Origin of the sequence: Shewanella sp. GutCb (assembly GCF_002836135.1) — a bacterium.
Classification (GTDB): domain Bacteria; phylum Pseudomonadota; class Gammaproteobacteria; order Enterobacterales; family Shewanellaceae; genus Shewanella.
The window spans coordinates 57,871-77,204 of record NZ_PJBL01000014.1; the positions used below are offsets into that span (position 1 = coordinate 57,871).

The 19,334-nt window shown below is 38.9% G+C and carries 15 protein-coding genes; 6 read left to right on the forward strand and 9 right to left on the reverse strand.

Annotated elements, in window-relative coordinates; all coding sequences use genetic code 11:
- Positions 1-81 precede the first annotated feature (81 nt).
- On the reverse strand, positions 82-1,125 hold the full coding sequence (locus CXF86_RS08130; protein ID WP_101090209.1) for a tyrosine-type recombinase/integrase: 1,044 nt from the start codon (positions 1,123-1,125) through the stop codon (positions 82-84).
- A gap of 889 nt (positions 1,126-2,014) precedes the next feature.
- Between CXF86_RS08130 and CXF86_RS08135 the strand changes: the two genes are divergently transcribed.
- Positions 2,015-2,524: a hypothetical protein gene (locus CXF86_RS08135; RefSeq protein WP_308303178.1), complete on the forward strand. Its 510-nt coding sequence runs from the start codon at positions 2,015-2,017 to the stop codon at positions 2,522-2,524.
- Positions 2,525-2,780: 256 nt separating this feature from the next.
- Here CXF86_RS08135 and CXF86_RS08140 read toward each other — a convergent pair whose 3' ends face one another.
- From CXF86_RS08140 to CXF86_RS08170, 6 genes are all read right to left on the reverse strand, one after another.
- A complete protein-coding gene (locus CXF86_RS08140) occupies positions 2,781-3,602 on the reverse strand; it encodes an aminoglycoside phosphotransferase family protein (RefSeq protein WP_257985315.1) in 822 nt (273 codons plus the stop codon).
- Between the two features lie 448 nt (positions 3,603-4,050).
- The gene (locus CXF86_RS08145) at positions 4,051-4,548 is read right to left on the reverse strand and encodes a DUF6702 family protein (protein WP_232775101.1); all 498 of its coding nucleotides are present in this window, start codon (positions 4,546-4,548) and stop codon (positions 4,051-4,053) included.
- Positions 4,549-4,551: 3 nt separating this feature from the next.
- Positions 4,552-6,999: a M1 family metallopeptidase gene (locus tag CXF86_RS08150; RefSeq protein WP_257985316.1), complete on the reverse strand. Its 2,448-nt coding sequence runs from the start codon at positions 6,997-6,999 to the stop codon at positions 4,552-4,554.
- A gap of 299 nt (positions 7,000-7,298) precedes the next feature.
- The gene (locus CXF86_RS08155) at positions 7,299-8,417 is read right to left on the reverse strand and encodes a hypothetical protein (protein ID WP_101090207.1); all 1,119 of its coding nucleotides are present in this window, start codon (positions 8,415-8,417) and stop codon (positions 7,299-7,301) included.
- 187 nt (positions 8,418-8,604) lie between these two features.
- Positions 8,605-10,320 (reverse strand): dipeptidyl-peptidase 3 family protein, encoded by a 1,716-nt coding sequence (locus CXF86_RS08165; protein ID WP_102038752.1) that lies wholly within the window; start codon positions 10,318-10,320, stop codon positions 8,605-8,607.
- Positions 10,321-10,474: 154 nt separating this feature from the next.
- The gene (locus CXF86_RS08170; RefSeq protein ID WP_102038753.1) at positions 10,475-11,302 is read right to left on the reverse strand and encodes a DUF3080 family protein; all 828 of its coding nucleotides are present in this window, start codon (positions 11,300-11,302) and stop codon (positions 10,475-10,477) included.
- A 430-nt stretch (positions 11,303-11,732) separates the two neighbouring features.
- Between CXF86_RS08170 and CXF86_RS08180 the strand changes: the two genes are divergently transcribed.
- From CXF86_RS08180 to CXF86_RS08195, 4 genes are all read left to right on the forward strand, one after another.
- Positions 11,733-12,284, forward strand: coding sequence for a GNAT family N-acetyltransferase (locus tag CXF86_RS08180; protein WP_102038755.1), 552 nt, complete (start codon positions 11,733-11,735; stop codon positions 12,282-12,284).
- Positions 12,285-12,320: 36 nt separating this feature from the next.
- Positions 12,321-13,661: an NAD(P)/FAD-dependent oxidoreductase gene (locus CXF86_RS08185; protein WP_102038756.1), complete on the forward strand. Its 1,341-nt coding sequence runs from the start codon at positions 12,321-12,323 to the stop codon at positions 13,659-13,661.
- Positions 13,662-13,751: 90 nt separating this feature from the next.
- Positions 13,752-14,006 carry a hypothetical protein gene (locus CXF86_RS08190; protein ID WP_101090265.1) on the forward strand — a complete coding sequence of 85 codons (255 nt, stop codon included), beginning with the start codon at positions 13,752-13,754 and terminating at the stop codon, positions 14,004-14,006.
- A gap of 271 nt (positions 14,007-14,277) precedes the next feature.
- Positions 14,278-14,595, forward strand: a complete 318-nt coding sequence (locus tag CXF86_RS08195) for a hypothetical protein (RefSeq protein ID WP_101090201.1) — start codon at positions 14,278-14,280, stop codon at positions 14,593-14,595.
- A gap of 610 nt (positions 14,596-15,205) precedes the next feature.
- On the opposite strand, the gene gap is transcribed toward CXF86_RS08195, so the two are convergent.
- Positions 15,206-16,216, reverse strand: a complete 1,011-nt coding sequence (gene gap, locus CXF86_RS08200) for a type I glyceraldehyde-3-phosphate dehydrogenase (RefSeq protein ID WP_101090200.1) — start codon at positions 16,214-16,216, stop codon at positions 15,206-15,208.
- Positions 16,217-16,432: 216 nt separating this feature from the next.
- Positions 16,433-17,269, reverse strand: coding sequence for a DUF2989 domain-containing protein (locus tag CXF86_RS08205; protein WP_102038757.1), 837 nt, complete (start codon positions 17,267-17,269; stop codon positions 16,433-16,435).
- A 220-nt stretch (positions 17,270-17,489) separates the two neighbouring features.
- On the opposite strand from CXF86_RS08205, the gene CXF86_RS08210 reads away from it, so the two are divergent.
- A complete protein-coding gene (locus CXF86_RS08210) occupies positions 17,490-18,923 on the forward strand; it encodes a glyceraldehyde-3-phosphate dehydrogenase (RefSeq protein ID WP_102038758.1) in 1,434 nt (477 codons plus the stop codon).
- Positions 18,924-19,334: the final 411 nt, after the last annotated feature.

The window sequence follows — 19,334 nt, forward strand, 5'->3', positions numbered from 1 at the left end:
CCCTTTATTTTTATAGATTTACTTCAGTTACTATTTTTATAGAGTCGAACACATTTTAAATTAACAAGTCATTGTGATCTGTTATTCATTCGGCTTCAGGTAATGATTCAATGAACGCGGATCCGTATGTCCTGTACGACCCATAATGTAAAGATGATCTTTTTTATTTTCATGTAGTTGCGTTACACATCCACTACGTAAACTGTGAGCTCCATAGTACTGAGGATCTAAGCCAGCCTTATTACAATATCGTTTAATCAGTTGATAAATATCATCACCACGCAGAAATCCTTTCCCCAAATTAGTATCGGTAATCTGGTAGTCTCTAATTTGATTTCCATCTCTTGTTAACGATCTAAATAAATGACCTTCTTTAATTTCTGCAGCAGAGAGCCACTCTTTAACGGCATCAAACGCAGAAAATGGTTCTTCTTTTGGTAGTACTTTCCATTCTCTTTGTCCTTGCTGATTACTTTTAGAGTAGGGTAGTCTTACTTTAAGTTTATCGCGTAAAAAGCTTAAATGGTTCACTTTGATATTCGCGAGTTCAGAACGTCGAAACCCTCCTTGAAACCCTAACTGAAGAATCGCTTTATCTCGTTTTTTTGTGAGGTTTTGATTTCGTTCATCAATAGTTTGTATCAGTAATTCAAGCTCATCGTACATGATGGGCTGTTGATCATAATCCGCAACCGTTCTATTTTGATTACGCATAAGCCCACGCATTACTCTGATGACCAAAGGGTGTTCTGTCGGTGATGGAGATCCAGATTGAATATGAAAAAATCGTATAGCTGCTAATCGACTATTAATTGTTTGTGTTGAAAGCTGGTGGCCGCTGTTAGCTTGATAAATATCTTTTTGATGACCGATAAACGAAATGACACTTCTTGGATCTGCGGGCAATGAACTTAAACCATGTGATTCGCAATAAGTAACGAAAATTCCAAAGCTGGACTGATATACCCGTCTGGTATTGTGCGAAATTTCATAACGAGTTTCTTTAGCGGCGCTTTCAAAATCATTGAGGATAGAAAGAGGTAACTCATGCTCCTGGTAAAAACCGTCGTCTGAAACAGTCTTTAACGCCTTATTAGAAATAGGGCTAATACGCTTTCCACTCATTAGATGATATTCCTCAATTAGCACTGTGGTTGTGGGTTTTTATAAGACGTTATTCGGCCACTATTTTAACGATTTAACGCTATCTCTACCAGTGATAATCGTCATTATCACTGGTAGAGAGCAATAAGCCAACATCATGCACGATAAGTAAGCTAATTTGTTTGAGGTTATCAATAATTGAGTAAAGTCAGACGTTTTTTAAAGGGAGATAATTAACTACGACGACTCCACCACAGTATTCTTATTATTCGCGATTGGATGATAGAGCATCAATTTAAGCCATGAAAAATGTTAAACATTAAATGGCTGAGTTATCCTAAAGGCGTTAGCAATAGAATGGTGAATAATCCGCTATAAATAAGGATAATTTTGCTGCATTACTGCTCATAATGGTTTAACCATATATTAAATATAAAGGGACTATCTGATGAATCATACTAAGCATGAATGGAATATCCTGATAAAAAGCTAACAAAACTTCCGTAAGTTATGACTACTGCAACAAAGATAGCGCATGAATACACTATCGCCAATATTAAGATTGGCCATAAGTACTGGCAATAGAACACTGAATAAAGCGTTATTAGTGCAGATTATTTATTCGCATTATCATTCAAAAAAGTTAAACATACTTTAAATCTAAGGGCTCAATATGATGTGCTTATGACTAAGTATCACTGGAAATATTATGATAAGAAGCTAACAACAGTCCGCAAGTTAGGGCTACTGCAACAAAGATAACCAGAATATGCGCTATCGCTAATATTGGTAACCAATACGATCAATACCAACAAGAGAATATTGAATAACATCCTATTAATGCTGACTATTTTGCCGTATTATTACTTAAAATGGTTTAACCATACTTTAAGATTGAAAGGTATACATGATGAATAATACTAAGCATGAATGGCAGTATCATGATAAAAAGCCAACAAAGGGCCGTAAGTTATTATTACTGCAACCAGATGAACTGGCGTACGCGTTACCGCTGCTCTTAAGATTGTTACCCATGCAAGAAAATTCTAAAAGATTAGATTGGTTTTTACCGTTTGAAAGTAAGTTGCAGTTACAAACTCACCATATAGCATTATCAACACAGCTGACAGTAATCGCGACAAGCCTTCCTACAGACAGTGCTTTATCATTAGATTTAGACGCGGTAAACCTGGCGCTAAACAATTACTTTAGTGATTATGGATGGCGCATGGTAAGAAAAGAATTGTCGCAGATAAAAAAACGGAAAAAGAAATCACATATTGAACTGAGTAACGATCTAATATATCGGCTAAAAACATTTATGTCGTTGAAGCAATTAGATAGCTTTGATCAAGCAATGGACCATTTACTCAGTAATGAAGAGCAAAACCATGATATAGACATGATTGAGATGGGTTGAACACGGCCACCTAATTGACCGGTAAAGGCTATTTTCATGATGATTTATTGAGTGTAGCAATAGCTGCAACAGTTAGACGGTGGCTAAAATTTGTGCGTTTGGCATGTGAAGGTGCCCAGCCTGCCAGAAAACGTTCAAAGTCAGCCCAAGCAATATTCACTAGCGGCCGCCACTCTTTTTCTATTTCTTGGCTACTAAATGCACTTTGGAATAAACGCAAAGCCGTGTGAAGTTCAGTAAAGTAGTCGTCGATAAGTTACTCAAACTGAAGCTCAAGAGTCGTTTCATCTAAGCAGCTACCTAAAAAATAGACCACATCTTTAACACCACAACCGCCACCAATGTATTGAAAATCGACTGCCGCAACATGGGCTAAATCATTGGAAAAACAGAAGTTAGCGATCTTTGCATCACCATGGACTAACGTTTTGTATCTGCAATTATTAAGGCTTTTATCAAGCTCAACTGCAGCATCTTTTAATGGGCCTTTTTCCATAGCGTCAAATTCTTTCGCTCTTGTCGCAAGGTGCCAATAAGTCCCAATTGGCCAAAGTTTGTTTGGCCAATTGTCTAGCGGATCATGTTGCATATTGTACGCATGAAAACGTGCTAGCCAATGTAAGCAGATTTTCGAGTTTTCAGCAGAGGCGGTGGTTAATCTAGTCGGAAAACCTTCGCTATCTAAATCGGACATAACGATCATTTTTGAAGAGAGGCAAGACTGACTTAAACTAGCTTGGCCGATAAACTGAGGTAATGCACAAAAGGGTTTTATTTTATTGGCCCAATGTTGATAAAACTCCGCTTCAACATCATAAGATGCCAGCTTTCGTTGATGTGATATGGCGCCACTCCAACCTCGCGGATGCTGCTGAATAACAGGGGGACGAATATGTTTAACGACAAAAGTCATATCCCGAACGTCACTGAACTCGTCTAAATCTGGTTCTACTGTTTCAAAACGTGCTATTTCACCATAACCAGACCAGAGTGTCTGAATTACCTCAGTTTTAATGAAGTGAGTTGTTTTAATTATCTCTGACAACAGTTGGTTAAACTCGTGCTCATTATTTTTCAATGTTTTAACCTAAGTGGCGTCAATGCACCATAGTCTAAATAACGAGTCCTTTTGTGGGCGTGCAGACATAGCTTATATAAGTTTGGCCTGCTATTTGTTTTTCGAACTCAATAAAGAACATTTTAGCAGTTTGTTTCAGTTAATATTACTGAGAATATGAATGTAGACATAAACGTGGCGAATTAAAAATATTCTATTTTACATCGTCATCATGAATTATCTCTCCATATAACATATTCTAGTCTTTCTGTAATTGATAGTGCAACTAAAGGTAAGGTCATAGTGTGAGATCCTAAAGAAGCTTCTGCTTTGATACTGATAAATGATAAACGGCGATAGGGTGATGGTTTGGCATTTTATCTAACGGCAGAATAAAATTGTGCAGTGCTAATAAAATTAAAATAATAAAAAGGCTAAGTCACTAATGCGCCTTAGCCTTTATACTTTTCTATTCAGGTAGTGAAATTGTTAACCAACGGTCACTGTGTTCAAAAAGGAGTGACTGTAACTTACCTTGTCCCTCAATATTAACTAAGTTAACCTGCGAGGGCCAAAGATCCTGTAATGCTCCATTTGAAATAGACATTCCTGATATTTTTTTGGGTATGTTTGTTTCCTGATAAATCCACAAGTATTTGCCATCTAACTCTAAGCCGACGAAGTTTAAAGGCAACGGTTTACCATCGTTAGATTCAATTGCAAACTGATGTTGAACATAGTCTGCAAAAGTATTTTGAGTTACTTTACTGCTTAAGATGTCTGCACTCGGGTCAAAAAGATCTCTTACTGCATGTTCTGCATCATGTAGATAGAACTTATGCATGACTTCAATAGTATTAATTCTATGGTTAAAACTAATCGTTGTGACCGCCGTTTTTTGCTGATGAGCATTCACGTTGCCGATCATAAAGAAAAATAGGCTAGCGACTAATACACGGATCTTCATTTATTAAGCAGCCTTATCTGTTTTTAAAGTACTCTCATCATCTTCACTTTTAAGCTCTGTCTTAATGTCCTGCATAATATCGCGTTTAAGTTTGTGCTTACTCTTCTCTTTCTTGTAGGCTTCGATCCTAGACTCAATGATACGACGCGGAAAATAGTTATTATTTAGGTCCACATCTGCGGTTTGCCAGCTCGGGTCAATTTCAACTTCCTTAAGTACTTTGTCAGTCACAATGAGTTTATTCACTGAAGTAGGACTTCTACGCCAGATCTCTGCCGGAATATTTATAGATTCAATCGAACCATCTTCATAAGTGAGCTGTAAAAGAATCGGCATGACTAGGCCGCCTATATTGGAAAACTCGAGTACATAATAGTTTTTGTCTTCCTTCACCGCTCTTTCTATTACGGCAAGCTCCCAAGGCTTAAGGTCTTTTACTAACTTGTTATACTTATTACGCTCTTTATTCGTAACCGTGTACTCATCATTTTTATCATAAAAATCAGTAACGTCTTGATTTAGCTCAACCCAAGTTTTTATGCCTTGTTGCTGATCTTTTATTATCGCCATTGGCACTGGCTTGTCTTGTTCCATTTGACGTTCACGAGCAAAATCAATATCTGGATTTTTGGTATTCATTTGTAACTTATAGATTTTATCTATTGAGATATCAACATGATCTGTGGTGTAAAACCAGCCACGCCAAAACCAATCTAAATCGACACCGGATGCCTCTTCCATTGTTCTAAAAAAATCTGATGGAGTAGGGCGTTTATACTTCCATCGAGTGGCATACTCTTTAAAAGCAAAATCGAACAATTCACGACCCAGTACAACTTCCCGAAGAATGTTCAAGGCGACTGCAGGTTTGGTATAGGCGTTAGGTCCAAACTTTAAAATACTGTCAGATTGTGTCATCACCGGCACTTGTACCGTTGACTTCATGTACTCAATTATATCTCTCGGTTCTCTAGCCCAATGGGCGTCTGTTTCCCACTCTCTCACTGCTAAAGATTCTAAAAAACTGTTCAGCCCTTCGTCCATCCAAGTCCATTGACGTTCATCAGAATTAACGATCATAGGAAAATATATATGGCCGATTTCATGGATCACCACACCAATTAAGAAACGTTTTTCAGACAAGGTATAGGTACGGCTACCATCATCTTGCAATTCTGTACGTGGTCCATTGAAGGTTATCATTGGGTATTCCATGCCACCAACAGGTCCATTTATTGATTGGGCTGTCGGATATGGGTAATCAAAAGAATACTTGGAATAAACTTCCATGGTATGGATGACCGATTCTGTTGAGTATTTCTTCCAGAGATCGCCACCTTCCTTTGGATAGAAAGACATCGCCATAACCAGTGGCCGCTCTGATGATTTTTGCTGATAGCCTTTAGCATCCCACATGAATTTTCTTGATGAAGCCCAGGCGAAATCTCTTACATTTTCAGCTTCAAAGTGCCATGTTTTTGTTTTACTGGTAGCGTTCGCTTCATTTTCTAATGCTTCTGCTTCAGTCACAATAAAGACGGGCTTTTGACTGCTTTTTGCTTCTTCAAAACGCTTACGCTGTTTTTTATTTAGCACAGAACTGGCGTTTACTAATTCCCCCGTAGCAGCAACAATATGATCTGCTGGGACCGTGATTTCAACATCATAATCACCAAACTCTAAGGTAAATTCACCACTCCCCAGAAAGGCTTTATTGGTCCAAGCTTCGTAATCAGTATAAGCGTGGAGGCGTGGAAACCATTGAGCTAATTGAAAAATATCATTGCCACCGTCACGTTTATCTTTAGGGAAATGTTCATAACCAGAACGACCGCCCATCGCTTTTTGATCCGTTATGTTAAAGGCATAATCGAGCTCAAATTCTGTTGTCTTGCCGGGCTTCAATGGTTTCAGTAAATCGATACGCATATTTGTGCCAACGATAGTCGCTGTTAACGCTTTACCATTGATGGTCACTTTACCTATTTCGTAGCCGACTTCGTTATCCGCTAAAAATTGTTGGCCGCGTAAGGTCTTTAAGCTTATTTTTGTTGGTTTTCCATCGACACTTTTTGCCAGCTCTGAAGGGCTAGAAAATGTACGAGTACGACTCGCGATAGAGTCTGCCTTGTAATAATTCTGGTCCAGTTGTAACCATAAATATTTTAGGGTATCGGGAGAATTATTTGTATAGGTCACCGTTTGTGTGGCTTCTAAGCGTCTTTTATCTTCTAAAAGAGACGCCTTAATATGATAGTCAACTTGCTGTTGCCAATACTGATGTCCAGGTTCCCCAGCGGCATTTCTGTAAACATTAGGTGTGGGTAGATCGGCATCTAATTGACGAAATTTATCTTCAAAATCGCCTTTAGACTGCTTTATTGCTGAAGCGTAGGCTGGTAGTGCCACACCTGACAAAATCGTAAACGCTACGATTGATGACGTTAATATTCTGTTCACTGAGTACTTCTCTTATTTTATTTTATTGCAGTGATAATGCATCACTACTTATAGTTATTTTTTTATACAGTCAGATAATTATACAGTAGACAATAGGTAAGCAGTCAATGTAACTTAATACTTTGTAACGATTAATCTAGTTTCAGAAAAGGTATTTTTGTAAGGTTTCATGCCATTTATGTGTGGATGCTTCTAAAACCCTCGTTAGAGAAGCCTTCCGCAAACAACGTATTAAGTGAAAGATCTACAGTCTCATTTATAGAGGTAGCTGGAAGATTTACATTTTAACGTCACTCGGTTTTTGCGGGAAATGCAGGCGATATGCAGGCTTTAACTTCAAATTTATAACCGTGTGGCATAGTACTATCAGGTGTAATTTGCAAAATTTCATAGTCATTTAATTCAACAACATGCGCATTATTTGTAATCAGGCAACGGGACTTTTCATTCGCTTCCAATTGATAGGCAAAATGCGCAATCAGATCACGTATTTTTTGTGAGTAAAATGTTTTAATTTTTACTGAGTTATTGACTTCATTTTTTATATTTTTCTCTCGTTCTGAGATCTTCTCATCATCTGTATTAGTCGTCATATCAAGATTATTGGCAGATTGTATTGTTGGCTTTATGGCTTTATTTCCGGTTATTAGGCTCAATCCTTCCACGTTATCTTTGTTTTCTGTGGTGAGTATTTTAACGATGGTATCTTCTATCGTTGGATTATTATTGGTCAATGTGGGAGGTGTTATTATCGGTTGTTCGTTGGTTAGGAAGAATGATGAACTATAAAAATTATCTTCGATGACAGAATCAACATTACTGAGTAAAGAAAGGTTAAAGATAAGAATACTAGAGAGGATCAGACGGATAAACATGGTCCACTTTTGAAAGTGTTGATGGCTGGTGATCCTAAAACCTTTAATGCCAAAGGGCCTTGCTATAAGCAATAAAAAGAAATATATCGGTGCAATTATCTGTAGTAAAAGTAACGCAATAATACTCATAGCTAAAGCCCAAGAGGGCAAGAAAAGCAAAATGGCAAAGTTATGAGTGTAGTTAAAGTGTGATGATGAAACACCGACAACCTCATTGACGACGGAAGCAGATCCAGCCAATGCAAAATTGGCTATAATCGCATAAAAAAGCAACAAAATAGCTTTACCTGCCAGTGAATGCCATACACGATTAAATAGAGGCCAGAATTCAGCAGTTAGACCCAGCACCGTTAGCAGCGCCACAAAAACCAAACTATCAGAGAAAATAAGCACGACTATTGCGAGTAGATACAGCTTTTGAACCGTACTTAGTTTTCCGGATAAAGAGATAGTAGCGTCATAAACACTATTGTTTATTGCCATTAGTTTTTTTGCTAAATTGAAAGCCGGTGGCAGAATCTTCTTTATGGTCACTAAGACAGTATCCTTATGATCGCTAATGTAGAATTAATTTTAGGAAATATTCAGTTTATTACGATAATGCATATGAGTACATCAGTTCAAGAGGAAGTAGGCAGGAGGTTCATTCACAAGCGAGTTTATATAAAAAAGCGCATGAAACATGCGCTCTTTGTCATTACGATCTCAGTATCTAACGAGATTAGATCTTAGGGTAATTTGGACGGATATCAGTTGGTATAGTTTCCATCTTACTGTTTAACTGCGCAACTTCTGGTGCGAGTACTGCGTAAGTATCTAGGAATACCTTTGACTGCTGATAATCACCTAACGCTTGGATCATACAGACATCATGTACTAACTCTGTAATGGCTAAGACCATTTTGTCAAAGTTAACACTGTACGTTTGTGTGGTTACATCAAAGGTAAATGCTTGTTTTTGCTTGAAGTAATTATACTGATATGCGGCTCCAGCACCATGAGCTTCATGCACTCCAAAACGCATTGAGCGAAATAGACCCGCAAAATAAGTCACTAGCATGTTGTCTCTTTCTGCAATGGGAAGCTCACCTTTATCCATTAAGAACAACATGTTATAAGCCCCCATTACATCTGCTTTTCCTTCCTCAATTTTTGAATAGGTTTCTTCAAGCTGGGCTGAGACAGTCGTTGTTTTGCCGTCAACGATAATCGTACCGGGACCTAGACCATGTGATAGTTCGTGGAAAAGAGTTTCATTGAAAAAATATTTTTCCATCAACAGTGACTGTTGCGATTCGGCAATGATTAGATCGGAAATCGGTTTCATAACGGCTTGATATTTGGCATTAAGCACGTTTTTGAGCATCACTTTTTTGCTGCCTTTAACTTCTCTAACATATTCATCATTAGGCAGGTTAAATGCAGTTGTCTGTACTCCAGGTTTATTATCACCACCACCAGCAACCTGTTCTACGACAGAGATAGGGGATTCAGAGCCTCGATTAACATTTTTATGTTCATCTGGGATCGGTAAGTTGGATTCCATTGCGGTTAGATACTTTTTATAGATATCTAACTTAACGCTATCTTCTGGATTTCTAACGGTGATAAACGCTTCAAAAAATGTTTTATAACCAAAGAGTTTATCGGTATAGGTTTCGTAAGGTCCAATCGCAATTTCTAAAGAACCATTGAGATCCATCCAAGCCATTTCTGAGTCACGGTATTCATCATTAAGAAAAGCATCGGCGCGTTTAGACAAAAAAGTTTTTAATGACTGGTCTTCGGTTAACTCGGCTGCTTCGCGCATAATCTTTGCCGCTTCGGTCAGCTCTTTTTTGTAGTAGATACTATATGGTATAGCCTTTAATTGTGCTTTATCTCTAACAATAACGGTATAGCCACTTTTAAAACTTTTTTCATCTTCTGGATGTGCAGCAATCCATTGATTAAACTCATTCTTAGTTAAATCAACTGGATAGACACCTGCACCATCTGGGCGAGCTAGGTTGCCAAAAAATGCTTTATCGCCATCTAAGGTGTCCCAAGCGCCATAATGCAGATCAAACAAGGATAATATTGCTGACTTATTTGCATCATCTGATGCCAATATCTGTTGCCTAACTTGGGCATTATTTTCAAATGTCTGCTTAAAGTAAATCCCGTCTAATATATCTGCAACTTCGATTATCTTACGCAGCACAAGCGTGTCAGTCACGGTCAAACTGGATAGATCTGCTTCCATTTTCACATCTACAAAACGGTCAAGCATTGCTTGGTAAGTAACAGATTGCTCTGTTTTTATTAGATTTTTATTAACGTTATTTTCTGTGGTAACTTTGGACGCTAGCGTGTCATCAGCGGCTTGAGTTTGCTCTGGTTGGGAACAACCCGTAATGGCAACGGCGAGTGCTAAAGTGATTAATGAGCGTTTCATTTATTAAGATCCTTGTATTTCTTCTATTTTTTTTATAGTTATCGCTACTTTGTTCTAGCAAACAATCTACACCTTCATAAAAGTAAGGAGAAGCTAAACTTTGCGCTAGCGGTGTAAGTGTTGGATCTCTAAGCAACCTGTAGACGATGGGATCTTACTTAGGGCGTAAAGAACCGCAGCTATTTTGTACTGCTTGCCACCATTTTACGTGTCGCTTTATCTCTAAGGTTAGTGTGGTAGGCAAGGCAGTTGGGTCTTCTGAAAAGTAATGCTCAATCAACTGTTGATATTGGGTTTCTTCAAACAAAGCAATTAAACGTTTATTCAGTCTAAAATAAACGCTATTCATACGTGAAAGGTATGTTTGAATGTCTGCTAAATAATATTTAGTAAATACATTTTTAAGTATTGGCAGTTTTAGATTTGACCGTCCTGTTTGACATTGTACTAGATTAGAATACTGCTCCAAAAAATCGTTAGTCATTTTAAGCTGATGCATATTAATCGCGAGACTGCGCATATACTTTTTTAGAAATGAGTGTTGATGCAGCAAACTCAAATGTTTCTCAAGCTCCTCTATGTCGGCGTCTTCCCACCGTTGCTGCTTAATCGCTGTCTTTACACTCAGTAATCTAGCTAGCGCGTTTTCTAGTGGGTTGATTCCCTTAAGCGTTCCATCTAATTCCAATGATTCATGACTGCTAAACAGCAGCGCCGCTATGGTTTTATCCGAATTTATAAAAGTATTGAATTGGGCGTAAGCACGCTGCTTTTTTCTGATTAACTCATCGCGAAGCTGATTAGCTAATATTGGGTGCTCAATTGACAGCGCTTCAATACATGCAGGGGCCTGCTGAATAAACTTAACATGATAGATAAATTGTTGGCTTGATAAAGCGACTTTCCCTAATATACTATTTTTATTCGCTATTAATTGACCAAGATGACATTCATTAAGCTTAAAACTATCAAGTAACGATATATAGTTTTCTTTTTCTCTGGTGCTTCCTTTAACGCTGAGTTAAATCTTTTAAAAGAGATGGGTTGCAACTTTATCTCATGGCCTAAAACGGTACTTAAGCGCATTTGGTAATTATTCCACAGAAAGTCTGCATCCTTGACCGGGCGCTGTAATACAACACTTAATAACAAAGCAACTATGGCCAAATAGCCAACGGTTTTTAGCACTATAGCCTCGGTATTGGTAGAGTTAAAATATGAATACGTTAACGGCTAAGTTTAGATCTCTTTGTGTAATGACAGTATATATTGAGCATTAATTAGCTTGAACACTAGCCGGTAATTTTAGGCGGGAGCGATTTCCTATTAACAGTTCAAGTCATAAGAATCTGAGATAAACACTTCGACTATGGTAAAATGAATACTGGATACAAATAATAATTAGAAAAAATATGATCCAACCCCTTGAAGCGCAACACTTTCATGATGTCATTGAATTAGGTAATTTAGTTCATGGTAATGGCTACTTGGACAGAGCCTCACTACAAAGCATTGTAGATAAAGGCAATAGTAACGGCATCAACAGTTGTTTTGTTGCCATTGAATCTGGCCGACTATTGGGCTTTAGATTAACGTATGCCGCTGGTCAATGGCCTATCGACCTGTGGTGTACACCAAATCGTTGGGGAGTAGATCAATCTCAAGTTGGCTACTTTAAATGCAACACCGTAGCATCTGATGCTCGCGGCAAGGGTATTGGTGGTTTGTTACTTAATGCTGCTATTGGCGCACTAAAACAGCAAGGTGCAATCGCGGGTGTGAGTCATTTGTGGCAACAAAGCCCGCATAATTCAGCTGTTCGCTATTTTACCAAGGCTGGCGGTGTACTGATAAAAGAACATCCTGATCGTTGGAATAATACCCTTGAGCACCCAGATTATAATTGCGTGCTTTGTGGACCTAGCTGTCACTGCGTTGCATGTGAAATGCTACTCATTTTCTAATAACAAACTCTTTTGAATACGTTAAAAAGCCTTATTATGAATAGCAGAATATTTGATCCTTTAAAACATAAGTCACCAGCGAACCTAAGTCCCTGCGATTCATATTGGGCTAGTACTGTGTCTTTAGGTGAGGCAAATAAAAGTCTCCGTGGCAGTCAAACTGCAGACGTTGCTATTATCGGTGGCGGGTACACAGGCCTACTAACGGCGCATTATTTGGCAGAACGCTATAATGTAGATGTATGTGTCCTCGAGGCAAATCAGGTTGGTTTTGGCGCAAGCGCTCGCAATGCTGGCTTTGTTCTAAAAGGGGCTGGCCGTTTAGGTTATTCTCAAATGGCCAAACGTTGGGACTTGAATACAGCGAAGGGCATCTATAACGAATTTAGCCAAGCCGTTGAGCGCGTAGAGGGGCTAATTCAAGACTATGATATCAAATGTGACCCACAACCTAAGGGGTACATTAAAGTCGCGCATAACCCCAAAGCACTGACGCAGTTAAGAGATACAGCTTCATTTATATCAACACATCTCGGTGAAGATGCCCAATTCATAGATGCGTCAACACTTAAAAATGAGTACATGGATCATCACCAAGCTTATGGCGCATTACGACTTGAAGATGGATTTGGTGTCAATCCACTAAAGCTGCTTTTGGGTTATAAGTCATTGCTAAATAAACAGAGTGTAACGCTTTGTGAGCATAGTTGTGTTGAAGGCTGGATAGAGGAAAATGGAAAACATCGTTTAATCACGTCAGAGGGTGAGTTAAGGGTCAATAAAGTCATTACCGCGGGTAATGCCTATACTCCAAATGAATTTAACCCTCGCATCGATAATCGATTTCTTCCTATATTAAGTAATGTGATAGTCACGGAACCATTAACGGAAGATGAGTTGGTTACTTGTGGTTTGAAAACACATCAAGTCACCATGGATACGCGTATTCTAAAGTACTATTATCGACTATTGCCTGATAATCGCTTACTGTTTGGGGGGCGAGGCGCAATATGGGGGAGGGATGCATACGACGCTGTCTTTCAACGCCGATTAAAGATTGCGATGACACAATGCTTCCCCTCGTTAGCAAATAAGTCGATTGCATATAACTGGACTGGATGGATAGCTGCAACTTTAGATGATATGCCGCATGTTTTTTGTCATAATAGCGTGGGTTATAGTCTAGGATACTGCGGTTCTGGTGTATCATTTAGTACGCAAGCCGCTTTTCGATTGGCGCAACAGATTACGGGTCATAAAGTCCCCAGTTTACCTTTGTATGATAATGAGCTGCCTAAATTCCCGTTGCCTAAATTTAGACGCGTAGGACAATGGGGCTACTATCATTATGGTTGGCTACGAGATAGATTTTTATAACCAAAGTCAGCTGGTTTTATGTAGCTGTGCTACCTTTATAGATTACAATTTTTTGAGGAACCGTTAGTGAAGAAGCATCCTGTTGATAAAATGTTAGAGAACCACGATGAACTTACCCACTCTGAGGATGTGAAGGTTCTATCGCATATTCAAAGAGAGAAAGAGGAATGGGTTTTGCACACTGTAATGATTGAAGGTTGTGATACGCCTTTCAAATTCAAAAGACGGAAGAAGTACAAAAGTCTTAAGGATGCCAACGTTAACATGACGTACTACAGCGGAACTGAAGGTATTGCAGGCTTTGAGATAGATGTTTTTAAAGTCGTTAGAATAAAGCGTAGCTAATTCATTTTCAGTTGTACAAGATTCTACAGCGTCATATCTCGGATATTCAGTGTTGCGTATTGTGCATTATGCTACTCAATATGGAAGTCATCGAGCTTCCATATTTGATTGAATACGCACTGAACTGTGCCCTTTAAACGCTGTTAGCGATGGTTTTTCGAGTGAAAATTATGAGTGTATTCGGTTCGCCCATTCAGCACGGATACAGCTAGAGGCACATATAATCCATATCAAAGGTGGTTTTTATTCCATTTATGATGAAGGGTGACATATGTACTTTACACAACAGAATCAATTGCAACACACAGGACTAGCGGCACAAATTGTTAATGACGAAAGATTAGCAATGTTAACGGATACTGTAAAAACGTCAATGAAACTGACCCAGGCTGCATTATTGAAACGTGCTTTGAATAGTGTAAATGCCTCATCGCTTATCCTGCTCACTCATAAATCAGAATCATTAGAGCTACATCGAATTGTATTAGACTCACTACTTGGCAATACAGAAAAATCAATCTTACTTAGTTATATTGATCAAAATATTGAGATCATTGACGAAGCGTTATGCAAAAAAAGAATTAATTAGCCAGAACGCTCTCATACAAACCCGCTATTAAAGGGAATAACCCACTCCGCGATTTGACTAAGCACGCTGCGAATCATAATGCCAACAGCTCCTTTTTATTAAGAGCTGTGATTGTCATTAGTTGTTCCTATCAAACGCTGTTACTTATATGTCATATGTTATTTCCAGCTAGTTTTCCTCGCGCAGCCTTTACCGTTATTCAAGACAAGTTACGCTTCATTCTCACTGTGTATCTCAATTCCATTTTTGGAATGTGTTACAGCACTTTGTCCAATGATGTTGTAGCTACTCGCTGGAACAGGTCTACTAACGGTAATCACCGCAATGTTATGCTTCCATTTGATAAACAAAACAATGGGTCACGATCAAGTTTAACCTTAATGTTGTTTGATATAGATATATTCATAGGATTAACGAGAATATTGTTCACGATGGTGGCGACCAAACAATATAGGGATTATTACTAGCGGTTAAAAAGTTGCTCTCAAAAGACGGTTTTTAGGGCGGGTAAATGCAGACTCGATCTGTGTCTAGTGAGTATAAAGCGCAATCTATAGCTAAAAGAAAGCCCAGCATTTAGCTGGGCTTTTCACTCAAGATATCTGAGGTTTTACTTAGCTGACATTAACGCAACAGCGTTATCCAACATGCGGTTACTGAAACCCCATTCGTTGTCATACCAAGACATCACTTTAACTAAACGACCATTAACACGGGTCTGAGTCGCATCAAAGTTAGATGAGAATGGGTTGTGGTTAAAATCAATAGAAACTAAAGGTTCATGATTAACCGCTAACACTTCACTCAACGGCGCGACAGAAGCCGCCTTTTCAATGATAGCGTTAACTTCTTCAACCGTTGTGTCACGAGCCGCAACAAACGACAAGTCGACAAGAGAAACGTTTATTGTTGGTACACGAACGGCTAGACCATCAAACTTACCGGCAAGTTCTGGGACTACAAGACCAACTGCTGCAGCTGCACCAGTGCGTGTTGGGATCATATTAAGCGCGGCAGCACGAGCACGACGCGGGTCAGTATGATACACATCAGATAAACGCTGATCATTGGTATAAGAATGGATGGTCGTCATAAGACCAGATTCTATGCCAATTTCGTCGTTCAACGGCTTAGCAAAAGGTGCTAAACAGTTAGTGGTACAAGATGCACTTGAAATAACCGTCATGTCACTTGTAATGATGTCGTTGTTCACACCGTAAACGATAGTTGCATCAACGTTTTTACCTGGAGCAGAAATAATAACTTTCTTAGCTCCGGCCGTTAAATGTGGTTGGACTGATTCTTTAGAAGTGAATATACCTGTACATTCAAAAACAACATCAATCTCTAGCTCTTTCCAAGGAAGTTTTGAAGGATCACGTTCCTGGAACGTTAGAATCTTATCTTCATTTACAAAAATAGCTTCATCAGTATGTTCTACCTTCGCATCGAAACGACCATGAACAGAATCGTATTTAGTTAAGTGAGCATTGATTGAAGCATCACCAAGATCGTTTAGAGCAACAATCTTGATTGGGTGGTTCTTTTCGCTTTCATATAAAGCGCGTAGAACATTGCGGCCGATACGGCCATAGCCGTTAATTGCAACTCGGATAGTCATCTCATATCCCTCAAGGAAAAGTATAAATAGAATCTGGTTGTAAAATTACCAAACTGACAGCTACCGTCAAGTAATATCGGCTAAATAGGCCATATTCTCTTAACAAAGTTGGTAATTTTTTTACATGGATCGCGTATTGAGCTATTTTTCTACTAAATATTAAAAAAAACTGTAAGTTGGCAAACATATTGCCGAATACAAATTACAAGATGCTTTTTACTCAGTTTCTTGGTTTATGTCCTGTTCCAATACGATTCTTAGCTTACTTTCTGCATACTTTCCAGATTTTAGTACATCAGCTAAATCTTTAGCTTCTTTATCTAATTTATCTTGCAACAATCTATTACCTTGGAGCATGGCTAACATCTCTTTTTCGGCAAAATTAGCTTGGGTAATAATGATATTGGTTTTTGACAGTAAGTAATGCATTTCTGGGCGCTGTTCTTGCTGATAAATGGTCGCTAAGGCGAGCAACCAGTCAGGATCGAATGTGTCTTTATCACTTCCATCTAATGCTTGAGCATATAAACGTTTCGATTTTAGCAGATTTTCTCTTAAAAAGTGTGCCGCGAGTTGGGCTTTTAATCTGATATCTTTAATAAGGCCGTTTCTTTCTGCCGCAAATAACACCTTGCCAGACTCGACATCATTAAATCGTGACCAATGATAATAGGCTAAATGGGGATCTTGACTATGTCTGGTGGTTTCTTGAAGTTGCATTAATGTTTGGGAGCTAAGGCCAAATGCTCGAGCACGATCATTAGAACGTTCAGGGTGCAGTATATGTTGTACTCCCGCGGCTAGCTCAATGCACTTGTTATAATCTTCAAGGTACAATAACTGGTCAAATAATTGCTCACCTCTGGGCTCTTTAGTCTGCTTTAACTTGTAACGGCCACGAATAAGGTCACCTTTTTCGAACCGACACCAACTATCTTTATGCAAATCTGAACAAAGTTCAGGATTTTTGTTACATATAGCCTCTGTATTTGAGCTAGGTTCACAGCCAAATAGCCCAAAAAAAGCAATAAATACTAAAAATGATGTAAACATTACAAAGTTTCTACTCAAAAGGGGCTCCATGCGTCTTTTTTTCTAATAAAATTACATTGTTATATAAAATATCTAACTAGCCTGAAAGGCGACTTTTCATTACAATAGCGCCGACCAAACGGGGAAAGATAGCCTACATAACCTAGATTATTGGTCTTTTCTTTTTGTTACTCAAACATTTCTGATAAAAAATCAGAAAAGTGAGATAAAGGATCTGTTAATGAGCGCTGATAAACACCTACAAAGCTGGCAAGAACGTTTCGAAATGGCTGAGGCTATGCAGCCTCTACTTGGTAAGTTATATCGTAACCAAGGTGTAGAAGTTGTCGTCTACGGTAAACCCTTACTAAATGCTTCTACCATTGAAATCATTAAATCACATCGCTTAGTACGTCGCCATGTCGGTGACAAACTAAGACTACGTGAAAGCTTTCCATTTATCGAAGCTTTAAGCAAATTAGCGGTAAAACAGTGCAAAGTAGATATTGGTAAGCTTGCTGTTAACTACTGGCGCGAATATAAAGATGCTAGCCAAATCGAAGCTTACATGAGCAATGAACTGGCAGCAGCAATCACACAAGAAGATACCGAAGCGAGAGATGTTGTGCTTTACGGTTTTGGCCGTATTGGACGCCTATTGGCTCGCCTGCTAATTGAAAGAACAGGTGTAAGCAACAAGCTTAGACTTCGTGCCATTGTACTTCGTGGTGGCCGTAAGGGCGATTTAGAGAAACGCGCAAGTTTACTGCGTCGTGATTCGGTTCATGGACCTTTTAATGGTTCAGTTGAAGTTGATGAAGAAAATAATGCCATTATTGCAAACGGTACTTATATTCAAATTATCTATGCAAACTCTCCAGATGAAGTGGACTATACAGAGCATGGGATCACTAATGCGCTGGTAGTTGATAACACGGGTATTTGGAAGGATGAAGCGGGTCTTGGGTTACACCTTAAATCAAAAGGTGCTAGCAAAGTGTTGTTGACCGCGCCTGCTAAAGGTGCGATTAAGAATATCGTTTACGGCGTAAACGAATCAGACATTCTTGAAGAAGACACTATTGTATCAGCCGCAAGCTGTACCACAAACGCGATAACACCTGTGCTTAAGGCCGTTAACGATAAATACGGTATTGTAAACGGTCACGTAGAGACGATTCACTCTTATACCAATGACCAAAATCTGATTGATAATTATCACTCAGCTGACCGTCGTGGCCGCAGTGCTCCGCTAAACATGGTGATCACTGAAACTGGCGCTGCTCAAGCGGTATCTAAAGCGCTACCGGTTCTTGAAGGTAAGCTAACGGGTAACGCAATTCGTGTTCCAACGCCTAACGTTTCAATGGCGATTATTAACCTGAACCTAAATGGTGAAACTAATAAGCATGAAATCAACGAATACCTGAAAGATATGGCGCTACAGTCTGATCTGCAGAACCAAATCGATTTCACCGATTCTACAGAGATAGTATCAAGTGATTTAGTCGGTTCTCGATACGCAGGTGTTATTGATTCTCAAGCGACCATTGCGGATGGCAAGCGCGCTATTCTGTATGTTTGGTATGACAACGAGTTTGGCTATAGCTGCCAGGTCGTTGGTGTTATGCAAAAGATGTTAGGCCTTAACTATCAATCATTGCCGCTTGGCTAAGATTGATTTGAGTTAACGCTATTTAAAACGCTTCTATTACAGAGGCGTTTTTGTTTTTAGTCTCTTACCGTTAAATTTAGATTGCCCAACAGCTAGAACGTAATAACGGCTTCTAGATTAAACCCGCTTGCTTGAATCATCGACTTTTAATGCAGATGCTTTTTATTAACAGCGATAAAGAGTAAAGGCAACTCTTCATTTATTCGTCTGAGTTAGTCGGGTATTGTTAAGCGGGCAGGGAGTTAAGCATTACTGTGCTGAGCAAGATTCGATCAATAAGAACAAAAAACGTTATCTTTGATGAATTTAACATCAAACAGTCATAAAAATGTTTTTTCGCGATTGACTCTCTAGGGCAAATCGGTAGAATGCCATCCCGTAGTCAAGGGGAAGCGAACTAAGCAAGAACTA